Raw genomic sequence first — 25,727 nt, forward strand, 5'->3', positions numbered from 1 at the left:
GTTAGCGCTTAATTACTTTATTAGTACAAAGTGGTTTATGTTTATACGCCAATGGCGATCTAAACAACAATTAATCTAAACAGTGCCAGTTTGCACGCCGATCGTGTTGCACTTTGCTATGTAGACCGATATAGTCCGCTCAAGTGCACGGTTTAAGGATTCTTCTCGGGATGAGTAGCAAGGCGATTGACATAACCCTTTTGGGTCGTACCTACTCTATTGCTTGTCCACAAGGACAAGAGGCTGCGCTTAGGCATGTGGCCAGCAACCTTGAAAAGCAGTTAAGCTCGCTTAAAGCGCGTACTAACAATATTAGCCGTGAAGAAATCGCCATTATGGCAGCGTTAAATATCGGCTATGAGCTGTTAGAAGAACAGCAAAAGAATCAAGATTATATTAGGCAGATGGATAATAAAATCGGTTTGCTACAGTCGACACTTGAAGATGCGCTCGTTGAACGCGCTACAAAACCCGACGAAAATTCGTTATAATAGAGCTTGCTTAATCAGCAGCCTTTAACAGATTTATCGTAAGCCCATTTAGGTCACCCGACTGGTTTACGAACACAAGTTTTGCTCCCTGGGATATTCGCTAGCTGGTAATGTCCCTGTGCCGATACTTACAAACCCAGGGTGAATGTTTTACTGACATTGTGCAGGCTCGGCTCGTACCGAGAAGCCTTAGGAGGTACTCATTTACCCGCCTTGAACCTACGGTTCAAGGGCTACACCAGCGGTCGGTATTCTGGGGAGCATCTAAATCTTTGCAATAAGCCACTTTGTTGATGACAGAGTGGCTTTTTTGTTTAAAAGAAGGTTCTAGGGCGCTTCGCTTCGAGGACGGGCTTCGCCCTACTAGGAAAATCAAAAGCATGACGGACTAAAGCCCGACCTACGAAACAAGACCGCTTTTCCGTCTTAGCTTTAATCGTCTTTGCTTTTGCATTTCCTAGAACCTTTCTTTGCCTTTCCGTAAGCTCAGCGTTCTTTAAGTGACGTAGTCACGTTCGCAAGGCCGCAGGCCGTTCGTCTTTGCTTGTACCGTCTTTGCTTTTCCTAGCACCTAGAACCATCTTTGCTCCTCCTAGTACCTAGGACCTTTCTTCGCCAATATACTGACAATGCTAGCAATTTTGACAGATAACCACTATTCACATGTCACATTATGTAAAATACGCATAGCTCAAAATTAGAACAAAAATCAAAGTAAAGCGAATATTTTCAATAGCTTGTGCAAAACAACGTCATATAGCCATCGTTGTATTGGGCCTTCATTTCGAGTATAAAGCGCGAATAATTAATAACTTGCAACTTAAGGACTATGACAAGTTACCTACGGAAAGCCCGTCGTTGTTACGCGCTGCTGCTCATTACACTCTTCGCACTTTCAGGTTGTCAATCTACCCCCGAGGCACCACCTGCACCAGCGAAGGTTATCCCCCATGCATTAAGCCACCTGCCTTTCGATGTGAAAGTTGATGGCGAAGATATTGTCGATATTCAATTAGCACTAGGCGATCGCAACTTATACCTCAGCGATAATGGCCATATCAAAATGGTGTCAATTGCTCAGTGTCCGCTGGATATCTCGGCGCACCGTGGTGACTTTCGCTTGCCAGAAAGTAGCGACCTTGCCATCGCAGCTGCACTATTTGATAACTACAACAGTGTCGAAATCGATGTTATGCAATTAGGGGATGGCACTTGGGTCAACCATCATGATAGCCAAACAGGGCGCGCAACGGTTTATTACACCGGTGAGCGCTACAAACTTGAGCGCATGAACCGTAAGCAATATGCCAAGCTAAAGCTACGTCAAAAAGGCTCCAATGAATTGCTGGATAGACGACCCATTACTGCCTATGAGGCCTTTACCACCTTTGCAGCTTATCGCTCTTATGATCAACTGCTAAACGTAGAGATTAAGTCTGAAGCTAATGGTCATGAGTTAGTTGAGCTCGACAATATGTTGCGCCAAACCATTGGTCAGGGCGGCTTTTACTACTCGGCATCCGATCTTGAAATGCTGGAGAAGCTTCGTGGAATTAACCCACGCGTCTACCTAGGCTTTGTTCAAGGTGCGCACCCAACCAGTGTCGATAAAGTCACTGCAGATCTACGCCGTGGCGCGCAAAACGATGACTACTACTTAGATAACCAAAATAGTATCGAGTTTGCCGGTAAATATGGCACTAAACGTTATCGTTCTCGCTATAAAAACTACGCCTCACTTGCAGGTATTAAAAAGATCAATGACAAGCTAGGTAATAACGCTGGTTTGCACTTAGATATTCGCAGTTTTATGCAAAACACTAGCGTTCTAAACAGTGCGCACCGTTACGGCATGAAAGTGTATACCTATACGATCAACGGCACCGATTATCATCAGTCGCAACTAAAGCGTTTGGCTAAATCAAAACTACCTGATGGCGTCATTGTCGATACGACACCTTATAAGATCTGCCAAAAGCTATTTAACCCTGCCGTGCCTAAAAAGCGCTATCAGCCGCTAACCGCTTCGGGTAAGTATATCGCCTCGCTACCAAGCGATGCTGACTTTGACCGCTTCGATGAGATGCTAGGCTACCAACAAGAAGGCTATTACATCTCGTTAAATTCGGGCCTTAAAACGATTGCCAGCGCTAAAGCAAAACCTAAAAAGGTAAGCAAGCTGACTCACGGCAGTAATCCACATGGTTTCCCAACCATTGTCGATGAAGAGATAGAAACCACCAATAGCCAAACTATTATTTTAACCCTACCAAGTAGTAACAATGACTGATAAAAAGCACAGCCCATTTGCCACCGGCTTATTAAAAACGGCGCCGACGCAAACAAAAATGGCCGCCGCGGAAAAAGAGTTGCTGAAGGTGCAAAAACAGCAGCAATCAAGTGCGGCTAAAGAGCAAAAGCAACAAAAAATCGAACAACAAATCGCCACAACTGGCAAACCATTTTGGTGGCTGATGACCATGTTCATCTGCTCTGTGGTTTATCTTTTTCCTGAAGCGGTATTCAATGCCGCTTTAACCGAAGTCGCTGGCGGACGTAACTCTAGCCATGAAGATCTTCGCGCCGTTGAGCTATTTGGCCGCACCATTAGTGGTATCGGCGTGACCTTACTGCTAGCCGATATGCTGCTAAGCGGTAAGCGGGTTGCGAAAGTTGGCCGCGCACTCGGTTATTTCAGTTTAATCGCCGTACTTGTGTGGCCAACAGTATTCTTTGGCCAAAAGTGGTTAGTGGATAAATTTATCATTGATGCATCTACTGCAGCAGAGCGCCAACAGGCTTATATCTCACAGGTATTACGCAGTGCATTAATCGAAAAGTCGATTCAGTTTGAAGGCATAAACTACGACCCAGATACCGCTCACAGCGGCACTGAAAAAACCTTTTTATCTGTGTTTGGTGGCTTAGTGTATGCCGACGATAAACTGGTTGATGATCTATCGCAGAAAAAGCGCATTATCATGGAGAAATTTGTCCGTGATAGAGCCATGTCTAACTTTGATAGCCACTATCAAGATTACGACGACTTCCGCCAAACCCTGCGTAGTAAATACCAAGAGTACGCCGACGGCTCTGCTAAATACAACCGCGCAATCGACAGCGCACCTGAGCGCGCAGATGAGTATTGGTTAGACACTCAAAACCAAGTGAAGCAAGGCTGGGAGAAATATCAAAAAGGCGTTACGGCCTATGAAGCTCGAGTTGAGTCTCGAGCACAGAAAATCGCACCTAAACTTTATGACTATTTCGAACGTCGTAACGAGTGCCGTGAGAGAAAAGGCAACAGTCGTAATAGCTGTTATGAGCGTTTACAAGAGAACTATGACCGTGAAATCGAAAAATTAAGTATTCCTTATATTCCAGCAGACGACTGGCTTATTCGTGAAGAGGTCACAACCACAGAAAATGTGGGTAACTCAATCATTGCCGGTGTGATGACCCTAGGCCTATACACAGCGATGCAGGCAGTTGATGCGGCAACGGGGGGCGATGCTGGCTTTAAAGATCACCGCATGGTGTACACCAATGACGTTAACCATTATAAGAATGTGTTGATGGTTAAAATGGAACCTGACTTTATCAAAGAGTCTGGCGGTTATCCGCTCGGTATCAACTCTTTGCATACGTTTAGAGTGCACGAACTCACCAGCGTTAAAGTAAATAAAAAGCTTAAACAAAAGGGCTTAAGTTTACCTACTGCTTGGTCTATTACCGACCGCTTAACATTTGACAAAGCGGTGGCAAGTAAAGTCCGCCAGCAAGCTGACATTGAGTGGCGTAAGAACATGCGCGCTAAAAATATGGATATGCCAGCAAACCTTAGTTGGAAGCAGTTCCAGCGTCACCACGAAATTCAGCAGCGCATTGAAAAGCGCATGGGTGAATTATACGTGAGTCCGACTTTGGCTGACTGGAATAACCGCCAATTTAAACAACATATTATTGAGCCAAATATTCAACGCAAAACCACTGAATACCTAAGTATTTTAGAAGCCCAGCAAGCCGAATTTGCTGATGGTGGTGTATTTGAGTCAACGGGTAAGTCGGCGCTGCGAGCAACGATTATTCCTCCGATTTCAATGTCGATAAGTTTAGCGTTAGTACTACTTACTGTGCTTAAGCTACCAATGAAGTTAGTGGAATTAGTGCAAGCTAAGCAGGCTAAACCTAAAGGTGACAAAACGACTAAGCCCTATGTCAAACCAGCCATCACCTTAACCATATTGGCTTGTATTTTTGTGGTGCCACTGTCTATTGGTGGTAACAAATACACCATGGAGGACTCGGCGATGAATTACTTCTTCGAGCAGATGGAGAAGAATGACTCGGCCAGTATCTCTTACGCCTTAAAGTGGCTGTTAGTCACTCAGCCGCTAGTTCAACCTATAGGTTCATCCATCGACAACGCCCTAAAAATGACTCAAGGCTTCCATGGAATTAGCGCGCCGCTTGACCGCTTCGATTTAGCCGTATTGCCTGAGCACCATGAGGGGGTTAGTGCTAAAGCCACAGCCGCTAAACCAAGCTTAAAACTGCCATTAACCATTAACACCAATGTGGATAATGCCAGAGTTTCGGTGATGAATATTAAGCCTAAATACAAGGCCGGCATGCAACTGCCTCCCGGCGGCTATGACATCAAAGTCAGCGCACCTGGCTACCAAGCGGTGCGCCAATGGGTGTATTTAAAAGCCGATCAAACCCAATTTACTATCAAACTTTAACCAGTGATTTTATAGGAAGTATCAGGTGAGTAAGTTACAACAGTTTCAAGATTTCATTCGAAGCAATGGTGAAGAAATCACTGGGGTTAATGTCCCCGTAGTCCTCAGTGATGAACAGCCTAAAGATGCCCAATTAAAGTTCCATTTTGGTTGGCGAGTCGAAATTGGCGTAAGCAGTCATAAACACGGTGGTAGACGTCCATCGGGGATTTACTGCGGCACTTCATCTGAAGCGAGCGCTGATGCGCACAAGGCAGCTGAAGAATTTGTCAGCGGCCGAGACCCACTGTTTAATGAGCGTTTTTTAAAGATCCTTGGACCCGATGTTTCCGAGAACTTCTTGATCAAAAATACCAGCTTACAGTCAGCCCCGAGTGCCTACGTAGGTGGAGACACTTGCAGTAACTGTCGCGGCACTGGCTGTGTGAGATGTGGTAGCTGTCGTGGTAGCGGTAAAACAAACTGCTTTTCTTGTGGTGGCAGAGGCCGTATCAGTGTCAGTAAGTACGACAGCTATAGCGAGCGTACCATTTACACCACTGAGTCATGCTCTAGCTGTTGGGGTAGTGGTAGTCACACCTGCACTACGTGCTCCGGCAGTGGTGACGTCACTTGCGGCACTTGTGCTGGTAGTGGCACCTTATACTATAGCTATACCATTGATGGGGAAGCTAAGCGCAGCACTAAGTGGTACTACACCAGCTCTGATTATCATGAGTGGACTGGCGATTTCGTTAAACGTACAGGTCTAAACGTTGTGAATTGTCTTAATGATATCAGTGAAATTGATGTCGAAGGCGATTTTGATGGCTGCACCTTTGTGTATGGCTTTACCGCAGTATTACCTACCCTGCAATTTACCGCGACGATTGATAAAATCGACACAAAAATGTGCTTTGCCGGTAAGCAATACCGTACACACGATGCCGGTGGTATTTACGACCCAGCTGTGTGGCAAATAGCTCAAAAACTTGGAGCTGGTAGCAAAAGCGATGATGTTAAAGCACTGGCAACACCTGCAGTTAAAGACATAATTGAAGCCAAAGAGACCAAGAGTAAGATTGCTTTACTCGATGAAAACTGGGTTTCTAGCGATATCAAAGACGCTATTGGCGCCAATTACGATAGCTTAGTAGGCCAACTTAAAAAGCAAAGCATTAAAGGAATTATCCCTAAGATGCTGATGTCATTAGCCAAATACGGCTACCTGTTCTTTACTTTGGCGATATTGATTGCACTGTTCTTCCCTGAGTTTGCTAAAGAAGCGCCTGGCAGAATGGGGATTATGGAGTATCCACAATGGGTTGTTGCAGTATTGAGTGCTGAGTTTGCCTTATTTGGCGTACATCCTTTAGCTAACTATGCCATGGCGTTAGGCTTATTTATTGCTAGCTACCAACTGGTTAAACGTTGCTACTGGAAGAATATTGGTAAAGCGAAAACCTATGCTTTGGCATTAGGCATTACTCTGCTGCTACCTCATGTATGCCTAAGCATATATTACAATACGATGTCCGCTATGTACTTTGGGCCTACCTTTTCAGAGGGCTTAGCAGGCGGCGCGATTTTTGTTGGCCTATATCTATTAGTCTTAGGCGTTACTTGGCCGAAAAAATGGTACTTAAAGCCAGTTGGTCTGATTGCCGCAGCAGCACTATATGTTGGTATTCAGTTTGCTATCGCCATGCTTAATGGAGCACTCGGTGTGGTACCTGTAGATGAAAGCTATGCACGAGGACTTGGCCAAATTGTCGGCTCAGCATTAATGTACATTCAGTACAATTTTATTGAGATTGGCATGCTAGCAGTGCTATTTAGTTATTTCTTAACCCGCCGCCGTTTTTGGCTTAACGCTAAAACCTTGGTTGCTGACTACAACAGCCCTGTTCTGCTTAAGTCGATGAATATGGAGCGTTAACCGCTAAATTCATAAGAAGATATAGTCAGTGCTAATCCCGCACTAAAAACAAAAAAGCAGGCACAATGTTAACTTGAGCCTGCTTTTTCATTTCAGCGAATTAGTCTTTAGCGAGAAATAACTTAAGATAGTAACCACCATAACCTACAGTGGCTACAATGACTATGGCCCACTCATACCAGGTAATTGTTTGCCCAGTAAGCAATTCATAACCAAGATTACACCAGAGAACGAAAACGAGAATAAGTGAAGACATTGCTGCAGCAAGCATATTTACCCTTTGAGTATGTTTATATTTAAATATTTCGATTTGATTGGGCTAGACACACTTGGCATGCCTTTGTCTTTAAGTACTACCTTGTGGCCCACCCTAGCCTTTAAGCCCAAAGCTTACTGAGTTTGTTCTTCATACTGTGCATAGCATCGCTAGCAACATCAATCGCATCGCTAATGGCGTTGCTAACCTCACTAATTGCATCGCTAACGGCTTCATTTTGGCCGCACTTATTGAGCTCCTTGCCGCCAAAGTGTTTACCTAAGCTTGCTCCTGCTGCTGCGCCTACAATAGTGCCTGCACCGGGTACAATTGACCCCATTACAGCGCCAACTTTTGCACCAACCAATGCGCCCCCCCACAGAACCTGCCACCTCGGCTTTTCTTGCCTCAGCGCTGTTATTTTTTCCTGATACGATACCCTCAACCAGGTTGCGTTCAACTGCTGCATCAAAGCCATCGACATAGCCTAATTCTTCACGCCAATTAGTCATGGCGGCAATCAGTTGCTCCGGCTCATAACCTCGAGTAAGTAATTCACTAAAGATCCCAAGCACGATATCCATTCCAAAACTTTGGTACATGTTACGAAGATCTATGTAGATAGGGTCATCAGACAGTTGTGCCCCGACTGAGTCACGGACAAACTTACCCATGGGGTTAATGACTGAGCCCACGATACCGCTTACATCACCAATCAATGAGCTACGGTCTTTTTCGACAATTCCTTCAACAAAGGCGTAACCCTGCTCAAACTGCTCATCATTGAGCATAATAAATCGATGAATATCAGATCCCAGCTCATTACAAACCACCTCACATAAACATTGCGGTCCAATCACAATTTGAGTAATGCAGTCAGATTGAGCCAAAGAAAGGGCATTCTTAAGATGCAGATCGAGTATGGTAAATGCTTCAGATTCCAGCTGCTGGAGTCGGTTCATAGTTAGTCTCTTTCGCCTTAGGTATTAATAACTAGCTATTAATGAAGTTCAATATTGAATCAGTCAAGTTGTCGCCAGCATCAATATCGCCGATATAAGAGGTATCTAAGCCACCTTGGGCGTCATAGCTATTGGCACCAAATGCGGTATCAGCGGTGTGCCCGGAAAACTGACCGTTAGCATTGTATCTATCCACGCCACCAAAAGCGTTTGGGCGAGTAAAGCCATCAAATTGTCCGTGGGCGTCGTAATGATTGACCCCACCAAATACGTTATCGATATCTTGTCCAGCAAAAGCCCCATGAGCATCAGAAAATGAGATGCTATTTCCTAAAGGGTTAGCCATGCCACTGCCAACAAAAGCGCCATTTTCAAACATGCCAACGCGCCCCGCAAACTGATTGGATAGATTAATCATTTTTCCCCCTACACTCTGAATTAACCATTAAAGTACACAGCTGTGCACACTCATGTTCAATAGGTGGAGAGGGGAGGTTGTAGAACCTAGGGCGCTTCGCTTCGAGGACGGGCTTCGTCCTGCTAGGAGCTTTCTTTGCCTTCCCTAGGATCCTCCTTTAATCCGAGAACCTTCTGCTTTGCTTATCCTTTCTTAGCAAGTTAGACTGCTTAGCTCATCGATAGGAGCCCTTTGATTATGCCGTCCCAGTTACCGCCTCAGTTTTCATCCAGCGCGAGCGATAAAGTATGCCGTAAAGCGATCCGCAGCCAGGTGAGAGAAGCGCGTCGTTCATTAACGACTGAGCAACAAGGCAGCTTTGCGAAAAGTGCGGCGGACTTTACCCTATCAAGACTTAAGCAGCTCAAGGCGCAACGTGTCGCCCTCTACTTAACCAATGACGGTGAACTCGACACAACGCCGCTTATCGACGCGCTTTGGCAGGCTGGTATTGAGGTGTATTTACCACGCTTGCACCCTTTTAGTCCTGGGAACCTGATCTTTCTACGCTACCAAGCCGATACCCAGATGCAAAAAAACCATATGCGCATCTGGGAACCAAAACTCGATATCACCCAGATGCTGCTCCCCCATCAGATCGATGTAGTGATCACGCCGCTTGTGGCCTTCGATAAGCAAGGTAATCGCATGGGCATGGGCGGCGGTTTCTATGATAGGACACTCGCTAACTGGCAACACAAGGGCAAGCCTTTACCCATAGGCTATGCTCATGATTGTCAGCAAGTTGATAGTCTCCCCTGCGAGCATTGGGATGTGCCATTACCCTTTATTATCACCCCTAGCCAGTGCTATAGCTTTCAATAGGATTATTAGAATTATTGCTGCTGAAAGGAAGTTGTTTAAGCCTTTCAGCTATATGCTCAACAAGGCGAATCAATTAAAACAATGGCTTGAAAAATCTCGATAACTTTAATCCAACGCCCCTCGTCCCGCCCCCTCTCGTTACTCATAACCCCTACACGGCAAGACTATACTTAACAACATCTTTTCATTTTTGGAGAGGCGTTATGAGTGCAGACAGTAATAACTGGTCGCTGAATATGCACCAAATTGAAACCTGTAACTGTAACCATGGTTGTGGCTGTCAGTTTGCAGGTTTTCCCGATTTTGGCTCATGCGAAGCCTTACTCGGCTTTATGATCAACCATGGTCATTTAAATCAGATTAAGCTCGACGGCTTAAAGCTTGTGCTTGCCTTAAAATGGCCTGGTGCTATCCATGAGGGAAACGGCACTTGCATCTTGTTTATTGACTCGAGTGCCACTGAGGAACAGGTCACAGCCCTAGCAACGATATTTTCAGGCGCAGCAGGCGGCATGCCATTAGAAGCCCTCGCCAGCACATTTACCACAGTTGTGGGTCCGGTAATTGTCGATATCAATATGGACACCAGTGAAGAGAGCCCTTCTTTCGATGTTGACGGGATTATGAAAGTCCAACAAAAACCGCTACTCAACCCTGTGACTGGCGAAAATCAGCACGTACACATTAGCTTTCCTGACGGTGGTTTTATTTGGAACGATGGCCGGATCGGTACCACAGAGAGCATGTGGCTTAAACACGATGCGCTAAGCTTTAACCATCCGGGCAAGTTTGCCGCAAAGGCCAATGTTCAATGGCCAAACGGGTGAGCCTAACCTATAGCAGACGTGCTGAATGCAGACAGTGAGGTTTACAAGTGGCTAGTCTCTCGCAAATTACTCACAGCCTCCACTCGCCCATCACTTGGGTCAGTATCCTGCTGCTTACCGGGCTCAGTTGGTATTACATGCTGTTTGATATGACCATGGTCATGTCACCCCATTGGGGGCTGTATGAGCTGAGCTTCGTTTTTATTATGTGGGCGGTGATGATGGTAGGCATGATGATGCCTTCAGCCACACCTATGATCATGTTGTTCGCTAAGATAAGTCGCACTCGCCGACAGAGATCGGCGGAGTTCGTCTCCTCTAATCTCTTTATTCTCGGTTATCTGCTGATCTGGAGCCTATACAGCTTGATTATTACCCTTGTACAGTGGCAACTCCATGAACTGGCGCTAATGACGCCGATGATGCAGAGCGGCAACCCTATTTTCAGTGGTATTTTATTGATTGTTGTCGGCATCTATCAGATCTCTCCCTTAAAACAACAGTGTTTAAATCACTGCCGCTCGCCACTTAACTTTCTTATGACCCAGTGGCAGGAGGGCAAGCTCGGCGCTATCAAGATGGGACTAAAACACGGCCAATACTGTGTAGGTTGCTGCTGGCTATTAATGGCGCTGTTGCTGATTGTTGGGGTAATGCATATAGGTTGGATCTTAGCGCTATCGATTCTCATCTTGCTGGAGAAGGTGGTCAGCTGGCCCGAAGCGATCAATATTGGTATTTGCTTAGCTTGCCTTGGATTTGGGCTCTACTTTTTGGTGGGGTAAGATCTATCTCAATCGCTCAATTAAAGCCGTATCATTCTATACACATTTCATTAACATTTGCCAAATAAGTCTATATACTCCAAACAACCGAGAATAACCCGAACTTAATAACTAAACGGAATTAGGAAGTTATGTATAACTTAGTTAAGACCTTGTTCTTCGCTGCATTACTCTGCGTACCAGCTAAAGCAAGCTCACTTACCCCAGAACAGTTCTCTAAGCTAAAAATGATCGAGTCCGCTCAAGTTTCACCTAACGGCAAATCGATTGTGGCCATTTACAATACCAAGAATGGCCCACAAGTAGTGTTGTCCGCTTTTGGTAATAATAAGATCACCCCATTAGCCCAACTAAAGAAGGCAAAAGACAGAGTCGATTATGTTCGATGGTCTGGCAACAAGTTTGTAGTGATAGGAACGAGTTATCCTGGCTACTATCGTGGCATCTACTATCGAGTCTCTCGCCTCTACTCCATTGATGTTCAAAATAAAGAAGTCCGCGAACTCACCCATAAGCGACTAAGAAAAAGCCAAGGACATAAAGTCCAATCTTATCAGTTACTATCAAGCTTACCAGCTAAAGAAAACGAAGTACTTGTAAGTACTTATGACTCTCGCGATAAAGCGTACAGTGTCTTTACTGTTGATCTTGAAAATGGAGACTTTGAAAAAGAGTTCGCCAATAAATACGATGTATCTAGCTGGTACCCTGATATTAATGGCACTATTCGTTTAGGCATTGCAGGCGAAAAACAGCAGGGGATTTTTGACGATAAGGGGCATTTTATTAGCACCTGGTATCGTAAGAGTGCCGATGAAGACTTTAAGCTAATGCATAAACGCAAGTTTGGCGAAGGTCATACTTTTGACATTCTTTCGTTATCGGATGATGGTACTAAAGCCTACGTGATAAGTGACCGAGAAACCGGCCGACAAGCCCTCTGGTTATACGACATTGAAGCGGGCCTATTTAGCCAAAAAGTCTTTGGTCATGACAAATTTGATTTAAGTGGAGGCTTAGAGAGCAGCAGTGGTAAATTGGTCGGTGTTATCTGGAAAGATGACTTCATGGAACGTCATTATTTCGACGAAAAGGATAGCCAGCTACTCAACAATGTCCAAGCCGCACTACCCGGTTATGAAGTTTCGATTGCCAGCAAGAGTGACGATGACACCAAGGTGTTAGCCTATGCGATTAAGGATAACTCTCCCGGTAAGTATTTCTGGTTAGATCTTACCGCTAATAAGGGAGGGATCTGGTTCTCTCAATATCCACAACTTGAGAACGTGCCACTTGCAACTGTTCAGCCAATTCAATACCCAGCAAGCGATGGGATCATGATCCATGCCTACCTCACAATGCCAACTAACCTAAAGCCGGAAGAGAAGCCAGCATTTGTGGTGTTACCCCATGGGGGGCCCCATGCTCGAGATATGCGCTACTTCGACCCGCTAGTACAACTCATCGCCAGCCAAGGATACGCTGTATTACAGATGAACTTCAGGGGCTCTGAAGGTTATGGCACTGAGTTTGAAACTGCAGGTTATTACCAGTGGGGCAAGCGTATGCAGCAAGACGTGATGGATGGTGTTGTTTGGTTAGATAAACAAAATATCGTTGCTAAAAATGCCTGTATCGTAGGTGCCAGCTATGGTGGATACGTCGCGCTAACCGCAGCTTTTCAAGATAGTGAACGCTTTGACTGTGTCGTTAGTATCGCAGGTATAAGCGATCTAAAAGAGATGATTGAAGATGAAGAGAGACAGTCGACCTATGTCGATAACATCGTAGCCTCTAATGACAGTGATGCATTGAAAGCATTAGATCAGGTATCGGCAATCAAGCATATCGATCAGATAAAAGCCCCCATTCTGTTAATTCATGGCACGAGAGATACCCGAGTTAACTACAGTCAATCTAAAGACTTTTATAACCAAGCTAAAAGTAAACTGGATATTAAATACATCGAGTTTGAAAACGGTACCCATTTCTTAGATGATCCTAAAAACCGAAAGGTCGCCTTTGGTGAGTTAAGCGAGTTCCTGGACAAACATCTTTAATCCTGCTTACAACTCAACATTGCTTCGGCAGAAGAGGTAGACTTAGTCGACAGATAAAAAAGAGCGCAAGGCGCTCTTTTTTTTATTGGATAAGATACGGACTATACCTGCCAGTCTATCGGTGCTTCGCCTCTAGCTTGTAATAGCTCATTAATTTTCGAGAAGTGCTTACACCCAAAAAAGCCTCGATAGGCCGATAAAGGCGAAGGGTGCGGCCCAGAGATGATCTGATGCTGCGGCGCATTAATCCCTTTGCCTTTCTTAATGGCGTGGGCGCCCCAGAGTACAAAAATAATGGGTTGAGGTTGCTCATTTAGCAGTGCTAAAGCGTTAGCAGTAAAGGTTTCCCAGCCTGATTTTGCATGAGAATGCGCCTTACCTTGCTCTACGGTTAATACCGTGTTGAGCATCAAGATCCCCTGCTCGGCCCAGCGGCTCAAATTGCCATGGTCTGGCACAGTAAAACCAACGATATCGCTAGCCAACTCCTTGTACATATTTACCAGTGATGGCGGCGTCTTGACTCCCAGTTTAACCGAGAAGCACAAACCATGTGCCTGCTCTTGACCATGATAGGGATCTTGCCCAATAAGCACCACTCGCACCTTGTCCAGCGGCGTTGAGTCAAACGCGGCTAGCACCTCAGCCTCAGGCGGATAGATCACCTTACCTGCGGCACGTTCGGCTTGGACAAACTGCTGCATTGACTGAAAATAGGCTTGTTGCTGCTGTTCATTTATAAATGATGACCAGCTAGAGTGCGCAGTCATGATCTAACCTCAAGATAAAAATTTGCCTAAGCTTAAAAGGTCGCAGTATCACTTGCAATCGTTAGCGCTAAGATAACCAGTAAAACAAACTTTAACAGCGCTTAAGTTGGGCACTCCCCATTGAGAGGCTGGAAATGCTAACAATTTTGTCATCTTAGGCACTATCTTCTACGACAAAAACCAACCTTTGATCATTGGTATTAAAAATTGTCAGTGTTAATATAGCGCCTCATTCACCTTTGGACAGCAATTGATGTACTCTCCAGCCCACTCTTATAAACGGCATTCAGGCTTCACCCTGATTGAACTGGTTGTCGTCATTATCATTTTAGGTATTCTTGCGGTTGTGGCTGCGCCAAAATTTCTAAGCCTATCAGAAGACGCTCAGGTTTCTCACGTTAAAGCCACCGGCGGCGCCTTTAAGTCCGGGGTTGATTTAGCCAGAGCCGTATGGGCGGTGAAGGTCGGTGATGGCCCTGCTGAAAACCTGCCTGTGTTTGGCGACTCAGATGATACCCATGTCGACTTCAATGTTAATGGCTGGCCAGCACAACACTATTTCACTGATAGCGAAGAAGCGCCGAAACTTGATAACGTCGAAGACTGTATCTCGGTATGGCAAGTGCTATTTCAAAACAATGAGCCTACGGTTTCTAAGTCTGGCACCACCGATGAAACCGACTATAAAGCAAATTATGATAGTTCTGTGCCCGCGGTTTGCCGCTATGACTACACTGATAACACTAATCTATCAATCACTTACAACTCCAATAATGGCAGTGTGGTAGTGGACTCAGATCCAAGCAGCTAATATAAACAGTATCAGCTTTGGATAAAGCACTGACTCAAGTGAAATAACGGAACTATTCATGACAAGAAGCACAACAGCGAGCGGTTTTACACTCATCGAGATGGTTGTTGTGATCATCGTTTTAGCCATCTTAGCCGTTATTGCCGTCCCTAAGTTTATTAACCTAAAACAAGATGCCGAAATTGCCAGCATAGAAGCCACTGGCGGCGCCTTTAAAGGTGGTATCACCTTAGCTAACGTCAAATGGGCGTCTAAAGGTGGTAACGGCCCTGTCGATAACCTACAGGTATTCGGCGATGGCAGCAGCGGCCAGCTGGATATCAACCAGTGGGGCTTCCCCGCTCAAAACTATCCGCCATTTGAATCTAGTCCACGCCTCAACAATGTTGCTGACTGCATGTCTGTTTGGCGTACAGTTTTACAAGATGCGCCTGTGGTATCGAATAACGCCAATACAGCAGGTGCAGAGTACCTCGCGACCTACATTAGCCCTGATCAATGCCGCTATTTCTACCTGCCAGAGCAGACCATGTCTATCTATTATGACTCCCGTAATGGCAACGTGATTACCGATTCAGATCCCAATAGTTAATAACAATGGTTCATTAATGGCTCATTTAAGATAGAATCGAGTCACTACCATACGTAAACAAGAGCAGAAGCAAGATGTCAGAAGCTAAAAAAGAAACCACCATTTTTGAACTAGCCGATCAATTCATTGCGTTGGCGAACGAACTCGCTGCTAAAGAGCAAGATGTCGGTAAAGTCGGCACAGCGATGCGTTTTGCAGCCTCTCGCTTCAATGCATTCGAAGCTGCGCTAAAGTCATCCGATCTTGCTGCTGAGAAAGATAACGCTCTTGAATGGTTTACTGATGAATATAAAGCCATGTTAAATGATAACTTGGATGACCATATCAGAAACCCTGTTCAGTCTCGTGAGCCTGAGCCAGAAGCGGCTAAAGATGATGCCGTACAGGTATTTAACTCTTAATTCAGTTGGTATTAACGGCTGAGCACTCAATAAAAACGCCATCATGTTGATGGCGTTTTTTATGCCTATAACAGCATCGCTTACAGCGTCACAACGACTCGTACCGCTAATAGAATTAACACCACACCCGATAATTTATCGATTAAAGCAGCCTTCTCTCGCAGCTTTGGCAACACGGCGGAATGAGACAAAATCAGCGCGATTAAGGTATACCACAAGCCATCTACCACTAGCGGGGTTAAGACAATTAACGCTTTGCCAGTTAAGCTATCGGCCACCATCACAAACTGGCTGAATAACGCTAAGAAAAACAACATGATCTTAGGGTTAAACAGTGATATCGCTAAGCCATCTCGAGCAGCAGTAAAGGAATCGGTTGACTCTCCAGCAGCGAGTTTATCTGACATACCGCCTTTTGAACGCAGTGCTTGCATGCCCATATAGGCAAGGTAAAGCGCACCGATGACTGCAATACCGTTAAACACCATAGGCGCTTGTTTTAACAAAACCGCCAAGCCTAATAAGGTCACTAAGGCATAAACTCCAATGCCGATAGAGTGCGCCCAAGCGCAGATGATACCTTTACCTCGACCGCCACCTAAAGTGTGCCTTACCACCATAGCTAAACTCGGGCCTGGTGACATCGCTCCTAAACAGCAGATAGCTAGCAAACCTAGCCAAGCGCTAATACTCATCTATTTCCTTTCTTATCGTGTGACTGCGTTAATCGCCACAATATACATGATTGAACCAAGGAGCTCATACTATCAATTGCGATAAGCTGAAATGACAAAGGGATAAAGATCTGGTTAAACTCAGCTTGCAACGTTCAATATCGCGCCTAATTGAGCAATTTGTCGCGAACGGCTACAAAATAGTGTAATTAAAACAGTTGAACACAAGCTAAACTCCTAAGGTTTGGAGTCATCATCTATCTAATATCATGGAGTATTAATGAGCACCATTTCAGTATCGATTCTGGTTTTCTTTGCACTGATTTGTACCCTTATTGCCGCACTAGTCGGGCTTAAAGTGAAGGGGAAATATATTCCTAACGGCGTGATTGTAGTTTTAGGCTTTATGGCGATGAGCGTAGGCGCCGTGTTTGGCTTCCTCAACTATGGTGAAGATTATGACGCCTATAAACGGCTTCATTGGCAAACGCTCACTCCAAGTCAAATCCAGCCACTTGTGGACGAGGGTTATACGGTATTTGTTGATATTACCGCAGACTGGTGCAATATCTGCCTCGCCAATAAAGCCTCAGTGACTCACAGAGAGAAAATCGTCAACGCCCTAACCCAGAGCAATATCATATTGATGCAGGGTGACTGGAGTCAGCCCAATGTCGTGGTAGAAAGTTATATGCAAACTCAGGGCAGAGGTGGGACGCCCTATAATAAAATCTACGGCCCGGGTGCACCAAATGGCATTGTGTTACCTAGCCAACTGACGATGGATTCGGTTATCCATGCCCTACAAAAGGCCAAAGGCTAAGCCCACTTTACTGATGCGTTGACTAGACCTAGTTCTCAACGTCAAACAGGGGGTCACGAAATAGCGTGACCTCATTTTGTTCGCCGCTATTTTTGCGTATACTCAGCAGATAAACTCCTCTGTACTGGGCTGATGATGTCTGCCATTAACCTTGAAGATAAAACCAATCACGACGGCTTTCTCCCCGAGAATCAACTGATCCTGAACGCGGTCAGCGAAGGCATTTACGGCTTCGATTTAGCCGGTAATGCGGTGTTTATCAACCCTGCAGCTGAGCGAATGACAGGTTGGCAAGCCCATGAGTTACTTGGCAAGAATATTCATGATTGTCACCACCATAGCCACAGTGATGGCAGCCATTATCATAAAGATGATTGCCCGATTTATAACACCTTAATTGATGGCATCGCTCGTGAGATCTCCCATGAGGTCTTTTGGCGTAAAGACGGTAGCAGCTTTCCGGTACACTACACCTCAACCCCAGTGTACAAGGATGGCGTGTTAATTGGTGTAGTCGCGATATTTCGTGATATCAGTATTCAAAAGCAAACCGAGCAATCACTGCGTCAGGCGCTTGAGCAAGTGCAAGCACTATCAGAGAAGCTATCGTTTGAAAACCAGTACCTGCAGCTGGAACTGGCAGATCGTACAGGCGATGTCGAGATATCCGGTTCAAGCAAACCAATTAGCCAATTAATTCAACAGATTAAACTCGTATCCAATACCGAAAGTACGGTATTAATCAGTGGCGAAAATGGCACAGGCAAAGAGCTAGTTGCCCGTAATCTACACAGGTTAAGTAATCGAGCCGATAAACCCCTCATTAGCGTTAACTGCGCCGCCTTTTCAAGCGCCTTGCTAGAAAGTGAACTGTTTGGTCATGAGAAAGGCGCTTATACTGGGGCTACGAGCCGACGTAAAGGCCGTTTTGAGCTGGCTCACCAAGGCACGTTATTTTTAGATGAGGTGGCAGAACTTAGCCTCGAAGCCCAGTCTAAGTTATTGCGAGTGTTACAAGAAAAGGAGTTTGAGCGCGTAGGTAGTAGCCAAACCATCAAGGTCGATATTCGCCTAATCACCGCGACTCACCATGATCTGCAAAAGCGAGTAGAACAGGGACTATTTAGAATGGATCTCTACTACCGCTTAAATGTATTCCCAATTATTGTGCCGCCATTAAAACAACGCCTGAGCGATATCCCAGAGATTGTCAGCCATCTCATTGAAGATCTTAACCGTAAATTAGGTAAGAAAATCAGCAAAGTTAGTCAAAGAGGCATGACAAAACTGATGCAGCATAGTTGGCCGGGTAACGTACGGGAGCTGCAAAATGTATTGGAGCGCGAAATAATCTTGTCTCAAGGGCCTGTACTGGAATTTAACCAATTACAATTTATGGAGCAAAGTGCGCCAGAATCAGACACTACGGGAAATCAAACCCTACAAGAGGTTGAGCGGCAGCATATTCTGCACATACTGAAACAGACCCAGTGGCGTATATCTGGAGCTAACGGCGCTGCTGCATTACTTGGCTTGCCACCAAGCACTTTAAGATCACGTATGAACAAGCTGGCCATCTCTCGCCCAATTTGACTGGTCTTATAACTGAACTTTTTCACGATATATCGCCAAGACACGATATATCGTGCCCCACTCTTGCTAATAACCAAGAATAAACCTTTAAAATCAAAGGTTAATGCTGGACAGATGTTGGCCTAAGCTTTGCTAACTCTACCTCAACGCGCTGTGACACAAGAATGCGCAATGAATAACGAACGCGTCAAGTAGAGAAGTCTAATGTCTAAAAACAACACCGAACAAAAATTGAATTGCGCAAATAACGTTGCGACAACTCAACGGATCCCAATTCAAGTTCAGCCAGTTCAGAATCGTACTCATCATCAAAACAATAAGATCCATATTCGGCAGCAAAAGGGCGACTTGCAAAAAATACGTACCGGAATGAATACCCTGCTGGTCGCGCTATTTTTCTTACTGCCCTTTATCTCCTACCAAGGCCGGCAAGCCATTTTGTTTGACCTTAGCGAGCAGCAATTTATCTTTTTTGGCACCACGCTTTGGCCCCAAGATTTTACCATTTTAGCCTGGGTCTTTATTGCGGCGGCCTTTATGTTATTTTTCGTTACGGTATTTTTAGGGCGCATTTGGTGCGGTTATCTATGTCCACAGACTGCATGGACCTTTATCTATGTATGGATTGAAACCCAAATTGAGGGGAACAGTAATAAGCGAGTAGCCTTAGATAAGGCGCCTTGGAGTGGAGAAAAGCTCAAAAAACGTCTCTTGAAACACAGTGCTTGGGGAGTAATAGCCTTACTCACAGGTTGTGGCTTTATCGCTTATTTTATTCCTGCTCGAGAACTCTATATCGATATTTTCACCTTTAATGCCAGCTTTTGGGTCACGACTTGGGTGTGGTTCTTTGCCATCTGTACCTATTTAAATGCAGGTTGGATGCGTGAGCAGATGTGTCTGCACTGCTGTCCATATTCACGCTTTCAATCAGTCATGTTCGACGCCAATACAAAAACTGTCACTTATAATGCAGTCCGCGGTGAAAACCGAGGCCCTCGTAAACGTAATCAAGTCACCAACTCCGGCGGCGATTCAGCTTTAAAATTGGGTGATTGTGTTGACTGTAATTTGTGCGTAGAAGTTTGCCCTACAGGCATCGATATTCGTAACGGGCTACAGTATGAATGTATCGACTGTGGTGCCTGTGTGGATGCGTGTAACCAGACCATGGACAAATTTGGCTATCAGCGTAACCTTATCAGTTATACCAGCGAAAATGCGTTGTCGGGTAAGGCTGAACCTTTTTATGAGTCATACAAATTTATTGGCTATGGTATTGCAGCCTTAATTATGTTGACGGTTATCGTGGCTGACATACACACCCGCAGTAATATTGAGCTTAATGTACTTAGAGATAGACAAAGCTTATATAGAGAAACCAATGACAACAAAATTGAGAACAGTTATACCTTAAAGATCCGTAATAAAACCCAACAAACGCGGCTTTACCGTATCTATGTTTCGGGTAATAACGGCTACCGATTAGCGGGTGGAGTTAACCTAAAAATTAAGCCTGGAGAGCAGCTCGACTACCCCGTTACCGTCGTTGCCGAGCCAGAGTCTTTCGCTAACAGCCACAATGAGATCACCTTTACGATCGCTGAGCAACATAACTACGGCCAAGTCTCACAGCAGTCGAGCTTCTTTGCACCGATTTAATGGGTTAAAAGAAGGTACTAGGTTCTAGGGCGCTGCGCTTCGAGAACGGGCTTCGCCCTGCTAGGAAAATCAAAAGCATGACGGACTAAAGCCCGACCTACAAAGTAAGATTGAAGCCGCTGTTACTTCTGAGCTTTACCGTCTGAGCTTTATCGTCTTAGATCTTCCTAGCACCTAGCACCTTTCTTTGCCTTTCCTAGCACCTTTCTTTGCCTTTCCGTGAGCGCAGCGTTCTGTAGTGACGCAGTCACGTTTGCTAGGCCACAAGCCGTTCGACTTTGCTTGTACCGTCTTAGCTTTAAGGTTCTAGGGCGCTGCGCTTCGAGAACGGGCTTCGCCCTGCTAGGAAAATCAAAAGCATGACGGACTAAAGCCCGACCTACGAAACAAGACCGCTTTTCCGTCTGAGCTTTATCGTCTTAGATCTTCCTAGCACCTAGCACCTTTCTTTGCCTTTCCGTGAGCGCAGCGTTCTGTAGTGACGCAGTCACGTTTGCTAGGCCACAGGCCGTTCGGCTCTTTTAAAACCGTCTTCGCTTTTACAGCCCTAGCTCTTCCTAGAACCTAGTACCTTCTATAAAAGCTAACACCTTATTTGAACTTGCCCCATTGACCTAGGGGTATAGATCACACTAATCTAAACAGCCGTTTGATTATTAAGTAAGCATGACAATCCAAATAATAACTAAATCAGCTAAAAGGTATTTCAATGGCATACGACTCAGACACTAGGCTCGACCTATCCCGTTACGCTTCTCTTATCGATCTGATCGAACTTGCCAGCGCCCGCTATGGCGATAAAGCGGCATATTCGTGCCTAGGTAAAGAAACCAGCTTCAACGAAATCAATCGCTATTCGCGTCAGTTTGCAGCTTACCTACAACAAGAAACAAATCTGGTGCAAGGCGATAGAATTGCCATTCAGCTACCCAATATTACTCAATTTGTTATTGCTGCTTACGGTGCAATAAAAGCGGGAATGGTGTTGGTCAACACCAATCCACTCTATACCCAACGTGAGCTTATTCATCAATTTAACGACTCTGGTGCAAAAGCCTTGGTGGTGCTATCTGATCTGCTACCAACATTAACTGAGGTGGTAGCGAGTACGGGAATTGAAACCGTGATATCCACCCATGCGATGGACTTAATTGCCCCGCAGCCACAACCTGAAGTGCCGTTCGCAACCGTACCTTTTTGTGACGTACTGGCAAAGGGTGAACAGCTTACCTACGCGCCAGTGATCAGTGTACTTGGACAAATTGCAGCATTACAGTACACAGGCGGCACAACGGGTCTTTCAAAAGGCGCCATGCTCACCCACGGTAATTTAATCGCCAATGCTATGCAGATTAAGTCCCGTTTAGGTAGCCGCATTATCGAGGGGGAAGAGATTTTCGTTGCGCCCTTACCCGTCTACCATATCTATGCCTTTATGGTGAACTTGGTACTTTACTATGAGCGTGGCGGCTGTTCGGTTTTAATCCCGAATCCCAGAGATATTTCAGGACTTATTTCGACCCTATCAAAGTATCCATTTACTGGCTTTGCGGGGCTCAATACCTTATTTGTTGGCCTATGCCATCAACCTGAATTTAAAGCGCTGGATTTTAGCCACCTTAAAGTGACTATTTCTGGCGGCACTGCACTTACACAAGCTGCAGCATCGATATGGCAACAAACCACAGGTTGTACTATCTCTGAAGGCTATGGTTTATCAGAAACCTCACCTGTGGTATCGCTTAACTCTCCGGGACTTGAACAACTTGGCACCATAGGCAAGCCAGTTATCGCGACCCAAGTAAAAATCTTAGATATGGACGATAATGAAGTGCCTATCGGTGAAACCGGTGAGCTTGCGGTATTTGGTCCACAGGTGATGCTAGGGTATTGGAACAATCAAGCTGAAACCGACAAGGTGATGACCCGCGAGGGCTACTTTAAAACCGGCGATATTGCAGTGGCGACGGCAGATGGTTTCCATAAGATTGTCGATCGTAAGAAAGATATGATTATCGTCTCAGGCTTTAATGTCTACCCTAATGAAGTGGAAGATATTCTGTCTAACCATGAAGCGATATTGGAGTGTGCCGTGATTGGCATCAGTGATGACCACAGTGGTGAAGCGGTGAAAGCCGTAATCGTACTCAATGCTCCCCATGCCGACAAAGAACAAGCTAACACCCAGATAAAAGACTACTGCCGTAAACAACTGACCGCTTATAAAGTACCAAAGTTTATCGAGTTTGTTGACGCCTTGCCTAAGTCGACCGTAGGCAAGATTTTAAGGCGCGAGCTACGTAAGTAACTCAATAAATAACAGTTACACCCGTAACTCGAAACAAATAAGGAGCCTAAGGCTCCTTATTTGTTTATGTTAGCTTTGCTTTACCCAAATAATTTGTTCAGTGGCAAAACCTAGGCTTTTAGCTTGCTCAATAAATTGCTGCTTAAGCGCATCGTCAACCTCTGGACTGCGCGATAAGAACCACAAGTAGTCACGGTTATAGCTGGTGATAAAGGCGTATTGATAACCCTCTTTATCAAGCTCATACACCACATAGGCACCATAAAAAGGCCCAAAGAATGACACTTTCAAATGACCTATATCAGGGCTATCTACAAAGTACGCCTTACCTTCTGCTTCATCCCATGCTTGTTCACTTTCGGAGAAACCACGATTGATGACCTTCACGCCGCCATCATCTCGCATCGAATAAGTGGCAGTGACTTGGTTTAATCCGCGCTCAAAACTATGATCGAGGCGAGCAATCTCATACCAAGTCCCAAGGTAACGTGGCAGCTCAAATTGTTTTACTGGCTCAATGCCCGTGGGCAAACTGGTGCAGGCCGATAAAAACAGTAGACTCATCACAAGTAAAAAACGCATAGGGGTCCCTCTTTATCGTTATCAATCTAGGCCACCTATAATGCTAGTGCAGAACGTATAACAAAAACACTGGCAACCTTCTTTAAAACAACTCATTGAAACTATACGTTTAGACAAGCGCTTTAGTTCACTCTTGAAGCTGCCCTTCATCCGTTAACAACTGCAAGCTAGCAAACTCACGATACAGCTCGCTGCTTTGCATTAACTCACCATGAGTACCACTGCCAACGATTTGGCCTTTATCTAGCACTAAGATGCGGTCAGCATTGATGACCGTTGCTAGTCTGTGGGCAATAATTAACGTGGTTTTGCCTGTCATTAAACTATCCAATGCCTGCTTAACCTTGTGCTCACTCACCGCATCGAGTGCGCTGGTTGCCTCATCGAGCAGCAGAATCGGCCTGTCGGCAAGTATTGCCCGTGCTATGGCAATTCGTTGCTTCTGTCCACCCGATAGACGCACGCCGCGCTCGCCTAAGTAGGTCTGATAACCATCGGGAAATTCACGAATAAACTCATCAGCTTTTGCGGCAATACAAGCCTGCTTTACCGCTTCTTCGCTAGCATCGATACGGCCATAGCGCACATTTTCAAGCACGCTAGTGGCAAATATCACCGACTCTTGCGGTACTAGCGCGTATTGCTGACGTAAGGTCTGCGGACTGAGTTTAGCAATATCGACACCATCGAGTTCGATTGAGCCACTATTGAGCACGTAGAAGCGTTGCAACAGTTCGAACAGGGTGCTCTTGCCCGCACCGCTGGCGCCCACTAAGGCTACACGTTCGCCTGGGGTGATATGAATATTGAGGCCGCGAATGACTTCACCTTCATCGCGGCTCTCTACACGCTCAAGGCTGTCATCTATGGGCTCAGGGCTGTTTATTTGCTCAAAGCTGTTTTCAAGCTCAAGGCTGTTCGCACCTGCGCCATCAGGCTCGGTGCGATGATCACTCATGTTGCTATAGCTAAAACGCACTTGTTTTAATTCAAGCTCACCCCGTACTGGGGCCCGTAAGGTATCTGGGTTAACCACTACCGGAATGTCGATGGGTGTTTCAATCAGCTCGATTAAACGCTCACTAGCCCCAGCAGCACGTTGGATCTCACCAATCACTTCACTGATGGTTGCCACCGAGCCTGCTACCATCACCGCATAAAACATAAAGGCTGATAGCTCACCGGCAGATATTGCGCCGCTCATCACATCGTGTGCGCCAACCCAAGTCACTAACGCAATAGCCAAAATGCTTAAAAACATCACCAAAGAGATCAATATCGAGCGATATTTAATTCGCCCTTTGGCGGCGTCCATCACCGCTTCGACACGATGACTAAACAGCTCTCTGTCTTTATCTTCATGGGAGTAGGCTTGTACTGTGTGGATCTCGTGCAGAGTCTCATCGACATAGGCTCCTAGGTCCCCCACTTTATCTTGGCTTTTTCGCGATAGATCACGCACCTTACGGCCAAAGAAGAAAATAGGACCTAGCACCATAGGCACTGCCAGCAAGACTAAGCCGGTCATTTTAATACTGGTGATGGTCATCATCACGATGCCACCAATCACAGTCACACTGGCTCTTAGCATCATCGACAGGCTTGAACCAACCACTGACTGCAGCAAGGTCGAGTCAGCTGTAAAACGGGAGATCACTTCGCCGGTTCTAAGCTTGGCGTAGAAGCCTGGTGAAAGCTTAAGCAGGTGGTCATACACCTTTAAGCGGATATCGGCGCTCACTCGTTCACCGAGCCAAGTCATCAAGTAAAAGCGACAAAAGATCGCCGAGCTACTGAGTGCGGTAATAGCTATCACCAGCAAGATAATTTCATTTAAGCGTGAGCCGTTATCTTTTAAAAAGCCCTCATCAACCATCAGGCGCACACCTTGCCCCAAGGACAACCAAGCCAGTGAGCCAATAAACAGGAAGATTATCGCTGCAACCACTTTTGCGCGATAGGGCTTTAAGAAAGCACCAATCCAGGGCAGTACTGAGCCCTTACTGGCACTTGCCACCGTTGGCTTAGCCGTTGTGCCATTGGAAACTGAAGCAGCGTTTTGATTCAATGCAATATCCCTAGCCTTCAATCAGGTTTATATGAAAACAGCTGCAGAATAACAAACCCCACCCTCAGGCTGATAGTGTTTAGCAAAACTTTATACCATCAAATAACCTCAAAGCCC

The 25,727-nt window shown here is 45.5% G+C and carries 23 protein-coding genes and 1 other RNA gene; 16 read left to right on the plus strand and 8 right to left on the minus strand.

Features of this window, described 5'->3' with window-relative positions; translation table 11 throughout:
• Window positions 1-170: 170 nt before the first annotated feature.
• The 5 genes from zapA to L1D44_RS15265 all read left to right on the plus strand — a co-directional run bounded on the left by zapA (window position 171) and on the right by L1D44_RS15265 (window position 7,154).
• Window positions 171-491: a cell division protein ZapA gene (gene zapA / locus L1D44_RS15245; RefSeq protein WP_239891962.1), complete on the plus strand. Its 321-nt coding sequence runs from the start codon at window positions 171-173 to the stop codon at window positions 489-491.
• An 82-nt stretch (window positions 492-573) separates the two neighbouring features.
• Window positions 574-755: non-coding RNA, 6S RNA (gene ssrS / locus L1D44_RS15250), on the plus strand.
• Window positions 756-1,320: 565 nt separating this feature from the next.
• Window positions 1,321-2,781: a glycerophosphodiester phosphodiesterase family protein gene (locus L1D44_RS15255; RefSeq protein WP_239891963.1), complete on the plus strand. Its 1,461-nt coding sequence runs from the start codon at window positions 1,321-1,323 to the stop codon at window positions 2,779-2,781.
• Window positions 2,774-5,236, plus strand: coding sequence for a PEGA domain-containing protein (locus tag L1D44_RS15260; RefSeq protein WP_239891966.1), 2,463 nt, complete (start codon window positions 2,774-2,776; stop codon window positions 5,234-5,236). Before L1D44_RS15255 ends, L1D44_RS15260 begins: the two co-directional genes overlap by 8 nt.
• A gap of 25 nt (window positions 5,237-5,261) precedes the next feature.
• Entirely contained in the window at window positions 5,262-7,154 is a 1,893-nt protein-coding gene (locus L1D44_RS15265; protein ID WP_239891967.1) for a hypothetical protein, read from the plus strand.
• Between the two features lie 100 nt (window positions 7,155-7,254).
• Here L1D44_RS15265 and L1D44_RS15270 read toward each other — a convergent pair whose 3' ends face one another.
• The 4 genes from L1D44_RS15270 to L1D44_RS15285 form a co-directional block, all read right to left on the minus strand.
• Window positions 7,255-7,425, minus strand: coding sequence for a hypothetical protein (locus L1D44_RS15270; protein WP_239891969.1), 171 nt, complete (start codon window positions 7,423-7,425; stop codon window positions 7,255-7,257).
• A gap of 106 nt (window positions 7,426-7,531) precedes the next feature.
• Window positions 7,532-7,750, minus strand: coding sequence for a hypothetical protein (locus L1D44_RS15275; RefSeq protein WP_239891971.1), 219 nt, complete (start codon window positions 7,748-7,750; stop codon window positions 7,532-7,534).
• Window positions 7,686-8,372 carry a hypothetical protein gene (locus L1D44_RS15280; protein WP_239891972.1) on the minus strand — a complete coding sequence of 229 codons (687 nt, stop codon included), beginning with the start codon at window positions 8,370-8,372 and terminating at the stop codon, window positions 7,686-7,688. Before L1D44_RS15280 ends, L1D44_RS15275 begins: the two co-directional genes overlap by 65 nt.
• Before the next feature lie 31 nt (window positions 8,373-8,403).
• Entirely contained in the window at window positions 8,404-8,790 is a 387-nt protein-coding gene (locus tag L1D44_RS15285) for a hypothetical protein (RefSeq protein ID WP_239891974.1), read from the minus strand.
• A gap of 237 nt (window positions 8,791-9,027) precedes the next feature.
• On the opposite strand from L1D44_RS15285, the gene L1D44_RS15290 reads away from it, so the two are divergent.
• The 4 genes from L1D44_RS15290 to L1D44_RS15305 all read left to right on the plus strand — a co-directional run bounded on the left by L1D44_RS15290 (window position 9,028) and on the right by L1D44_RS15305 (window position 13,326).
• Entirely contained in the window at window positions 9,028-9,654 is a 627-nt protein-coding gene (locus L1D44_RS15290; RefSeq protein WP_239891976.1) for a 5-formyltetrahydrofolate cyclo-ligase, read from the plus strand.
• 203 nt (window positions 9,655-9,857) lie between these two features.
• Entirely contained in the window at window positions 9,858-10,481 is a 624-nt protein-coding gene (locus tag L1D44_RS15295; RefSeq protein ID WP_239891978.1) for a DUF1326 domain-containing protein, read from the plus strand.
• Between the two features lie 47 nt (window positions 10,482-10,528).
• On the plus strand, window positions 10,529-11,266 hold the full coding sequence (locus L1D44_RS15300; RefSeq protein WP_239891980.1) for a DUF2182 domain-containing protein: 738 nt from the start codon (window positions 10,529-10,531) through the stop codon (window positions 11,264-11,266).
• 131 nt (window positions 11,267-11,397) lie between these two features.
• Entirely contained in the window at window positions 11,398-13,326 is a 1,929-nt protein-coding gene (locus L1D44_RS15305; RefSeq protein WP_239891982.1) for an alpha/beta fold hydrolase, read from the plus strand.
• A gap of 101 nt (window positions 13,327-13,427) precedes the next feature.
• On the opposite strand, the gene ung is transcribed toward L1D44_RS15305, so the two are convergent.
• Window positions 13,428-14,096: a uracil-DNA glycosylase gene (gene ung, locus L1D44_RS15310; protein WP_239891984.1), complete on the minus strand. Its 669-nt coding sequence runs from the start codon at window positions 14,094-14,096 to the stop codon at window positions 13,428-13,430.
• A gap of 253 nt (window positions 14,097-14,349) precedes the next feature.
• Here ung and L1D44_RS15315 point away from each other — a divergent pair, with 253 nt between their 5' ends.
• The 3 genes from L1D44_RS15315 to L1D44_RS15325 all read left to right on the plus strand — a co-directional run bounded on the left by L1D44_RS15315 (window position 14,350) and on the right by L1D44_RS15325 (window position 15,900).
• Complete coding sequence (locus L1D44_RS15315) at window positions 14,350-14,907, plus strand: prepilin-type N-terminal cleavage/methylation domain-containing protein (RefSeq protein ID WP_239891986.1); 558 nt, start codon at window positions 14,350-14,352, stop codon at window positions 14,905-14,907.
• Between the two features lie 58 nt (window positions 14,908-14,965).
• The gene (locus tag L1D44_RS15320; RefSeq protein WP_239891988.1) at window positions 14,966-15,499 is read left to right on the plus strand and encodes a type II secretion system protein; all 534 of its coding nucleotides are present in this window, start codon (window positions 14,966-14,968) and stop codon (window positions 15,497-15,499) included.
• Between the two features lie 74 nt (window positions 15,500-15,573).
• Window positions 15,574-15,900: a DUF3144 domain-containing protein gene (locus L1D44_RS15325; RefSeq protein ID WP_202722645.1), complete on the plus strand. Its 327-nt coding sequence runs from the start codon at window positions 15,574-15,576 to the stop codon at window positions 15,898-15,900.
• A gap of 80 nt (window positions 15,901-15,980) precedes the next feature.
• Here L1D44_RS15325 and L1D44_RS15330 read toward each other — a convergent pair whose 3' ends face one another.
• The gene (locus L1D44_RS15330) at window positions 15,981-16,595 is read right to left on the minus strand and encodes a LysE family translocator (RefSeq protein WP_239891989.1); all 615 of its coding nucleotides are present in this window, start codon (window positions 16,593-16,595) and stop codon (window positions 15,981-15,983) included.
• Window positions 16,596-16,854: 259 nt separating this feature from the next.
• Here L1D44_RS15330 and L1D44_RS15335 point away from each other — a divergent pair, with 259 nt between their 5' ends.
• From L1D44_RS15335 to L1D44_RS15350, 4 genes are all read left to right on the plus strand, one after another.
• Complete coding sequence (locus L1D44_RS15335; RefSeq protein WP_239891991.1) at window positions 16,855-17,397, plus strand: thioredoxin family protein; 543 nt, start codon at window positions 16,855-16,857, stop codon at window positions 17,395-17,397.
• Window positions 17,398-17,529: 132 nt separating this feature from the next.
• Complete coding sequence (locus tag L1D44_RS15340) at window positions 17,530-18,990, plus strand: sigma 54-interacting transcriptional regulator (protein WP_239891993.1); 1,461 nt, start codon at window positions 17,530-17,532, stop codon at window positions 18,988-18,990.
• Between the two features lie 204 nt (window positions 18,991-19,194).
• The gene (ccoG, locus tag L1D44_RS15345; RefSeq protein ID WP_239891995.1) at window positions 19,195-20,652 is read left to right on the plus strand and encodes a cytochrome c oxidase accessory protein CcoG; all 1,458 of its coding nucleotides are present in this window, start codon (window positions 19,195-19,197) and stop codon (window positions 20,650-20,652) included.
• A 709-nt stretch (window positions 20,653-21,361) separates the two neighbouring features.
• Window positions 21,362-22,960 (plus strand): AMP-binding protein, encoded by a 1,599-nt coding sequence (locus L1D44_RS15350; protein ID WP_239891997.1) that lies wholly within the window; start codon window positions 21,362-21,364, stop codon window positions 22,958-22,960.
• A gap of 69 nt (window positions 22,961-23,029) precedes the next feature.
• On the opposite strand, the gene L1D44_RS15355 is transcribed toward L1D44_RS15350, so the two are convergent.
• Both L1D44_RS15355 and L1D44_RS15360 read right to left on the minus strand, forming a co-directional pair.
• A complete protein-coding gene (locus L1D44_RS15355) occupies window positions 23,030-23,542 on the minus strand; it encodes a lipocalin family protein (RefSeq protein ID WP_239891999.1) in 513 nt (170 codons plus the stop codon).
• A 127-nt stretch (window positions 23,543-23,669) separates the two neighbouring features.
• Window positions 23,670-25,610, minus strand: a complete 1,941-nt coding sequence (locus L1D44_RS15360; protein WP_239892000.1) for an ABC transporter transmembrane domain-containing protein — start codon at window positions 25,608-25,610, stop codon at window positions 23,670-23,672.
• Window positions 25,611-25,727 lie beyond the last annotated feature (117 nt).

The organism is Shewanella sp. Isolate13 (genome assembly GCF_022398325.1).
Classification (GTDB): Bacteria; Pseudomonadota; Gammaproteobacteria; order Enterobacterales; family Shewanellaceae; genus Shewanella.

What these genes read in the sequence shown, in the direction of transcription:
- L1D44_RS15330 (WP_239891989.1), bottom strand. Translation starts at nt 16,595, where the DNA reads ATGAGTATTAGCGCTTGGCTAGGTTTGCTAGCTATCTGCTGTTTAGGA.
- L1D44_RS15280 (WP_239891972.1), bottom strand. Translation starts at nt 8,372, where the DNA reads ATGAACCGACTCCAGCAGCTGGAATCTGAAGCATTTACCATACTCGAT.
- L1D44_RS15275 (WP_239891971.1), bottom strand. Translation starts at nt 7,750, where the DNA reads ATGGGGTCAATTGTACCCGGTGCAGGCACTATTGTAGGCGCAGCAGCA.
- L1D44_RS15325 (WP_202722645.1), top strand. Translation starts at nt 15,574, where the DNA reads ATGTCAGAAGCTAAAAAAGAAACCACCATTTTTGAACTAGCCGATCAA.
- L1D44_RS15260 (WP_239891966.1), top strand. Translation starts at nt 2,774, where the DNA reads ATGACTGATAAAAAGCACAGCCCATTTGCCACCGGCTTATTAAAAACG.
- L1D44_RS15290 (WP_239891976.1), top strand. Translation starts at nt 9,028, where the DNA reads ATGCCGTCCCAGTTACCGCCTCAGTTTTCATCCAGCGCGAGCGATAAA.
- ccoG (WP_239891995.1), top strand. Translation starts at nt 19,195, where the DNA reads ATGTCTAAAAACAACACCGAACAAAAATTGAATTGCGCAAATAACGTT.
- L1D44_RS15285 (WP_239891974.1), bottom strand. Translation starts at nt 8,790, where the DNA reads ATGATTAATCTATCCAATCAGTTTGCGGGGCGCGTTGGCATGTTTGAA.
- L1D44_RS15270 (WP_239891969.1), bottom strand. Translation starts at nt 7,425, where the DNA reads ATGCTTGCTGCAGCAATGTCTTCACTTATTCTCGTTTTCGTTCTCTGG.
- L1D44_RS15340 (WP_239891993.1), top strand. Translation starts at nt 17,530, where the DNA reads ATGATGTCTGCCATTAACCTTGAAGATAAAACCAATCACGACGGCTTT.
- L1D44_RS15350 (WP_239891997.1), top strand. Translation starts at nt 21,362, where the DNA reads ATGGCATACGACTCAGACACTAGGCTCGACCTATCCCGTTACGCTTCT.
- L1D44_RS15355 (WP_239891999.1), bottom strand. Translation starts at nt 23,542, where the DNA reads ATGCGTTTTTTACTTGTGATGAGTCTACTGTTTTTATCGGCCTGCACC.
- zapA (WP_239891962.1), top strand. Translation starts at nt 171, where the DNA reads ATGAGTAGCAAGGCGATTGACATAACCCTTTTGGGTCGTACCTACTCT.
- L1D44_RS15335 (WP_239891991.1), top strand. Translation starts at nt 16,855, where the DNA reads ATGAGCACCATTTCAGTATCGATTCTGGTTTTCTTTGCACTGATTTGT.
- L1D44_RS15255 (WP_239891963.1), top strand. Translation starts at nt 1,321, where the DNA reads ATGACAAGTTACCTACGGAAAGCCCGTCGTTGTTACGCGCTGCTGCTC.
- L1D44_RS15320 (WP_239891988.1), top strand. Translation starts at nt 14,966, where the DNA reads ATGACAAGAAGCACAACAGCGAGCGGTTTTACACTCATCGAGATGGTT.
- L1D44_RS15305 (WP_239891982.1), top strand. Translation starts at nt 11,398, where the DNA reads ATGTATAACTTAGTTAAGACCTTGTTCTTCGCTGCATTACTCTGCGTA.
- L1D44_RS15295 (WP_239891978.1), top strand. Translation starts at nt 9,858, where the DNA reads ATGAGTGCAGACAGTAATAACTGGTCGCTGAATATGCACCAAATTGAA.
- L1D44_RS15315 (WP_239891986.1), top strand. Translation starts at nt 14,350, where the DNA reads ATGTACTCTCCAGCCCACTCTTATAAACGGCATTCAGGCTTCACCCTG.
- ung (WP_239891984.1), bottom strand. Translation starts at nt 14,096, where the DNA reads ATGACTGCGCACTCTAGCTGGTCATCATTTATAAATGAACAGCAGCAA.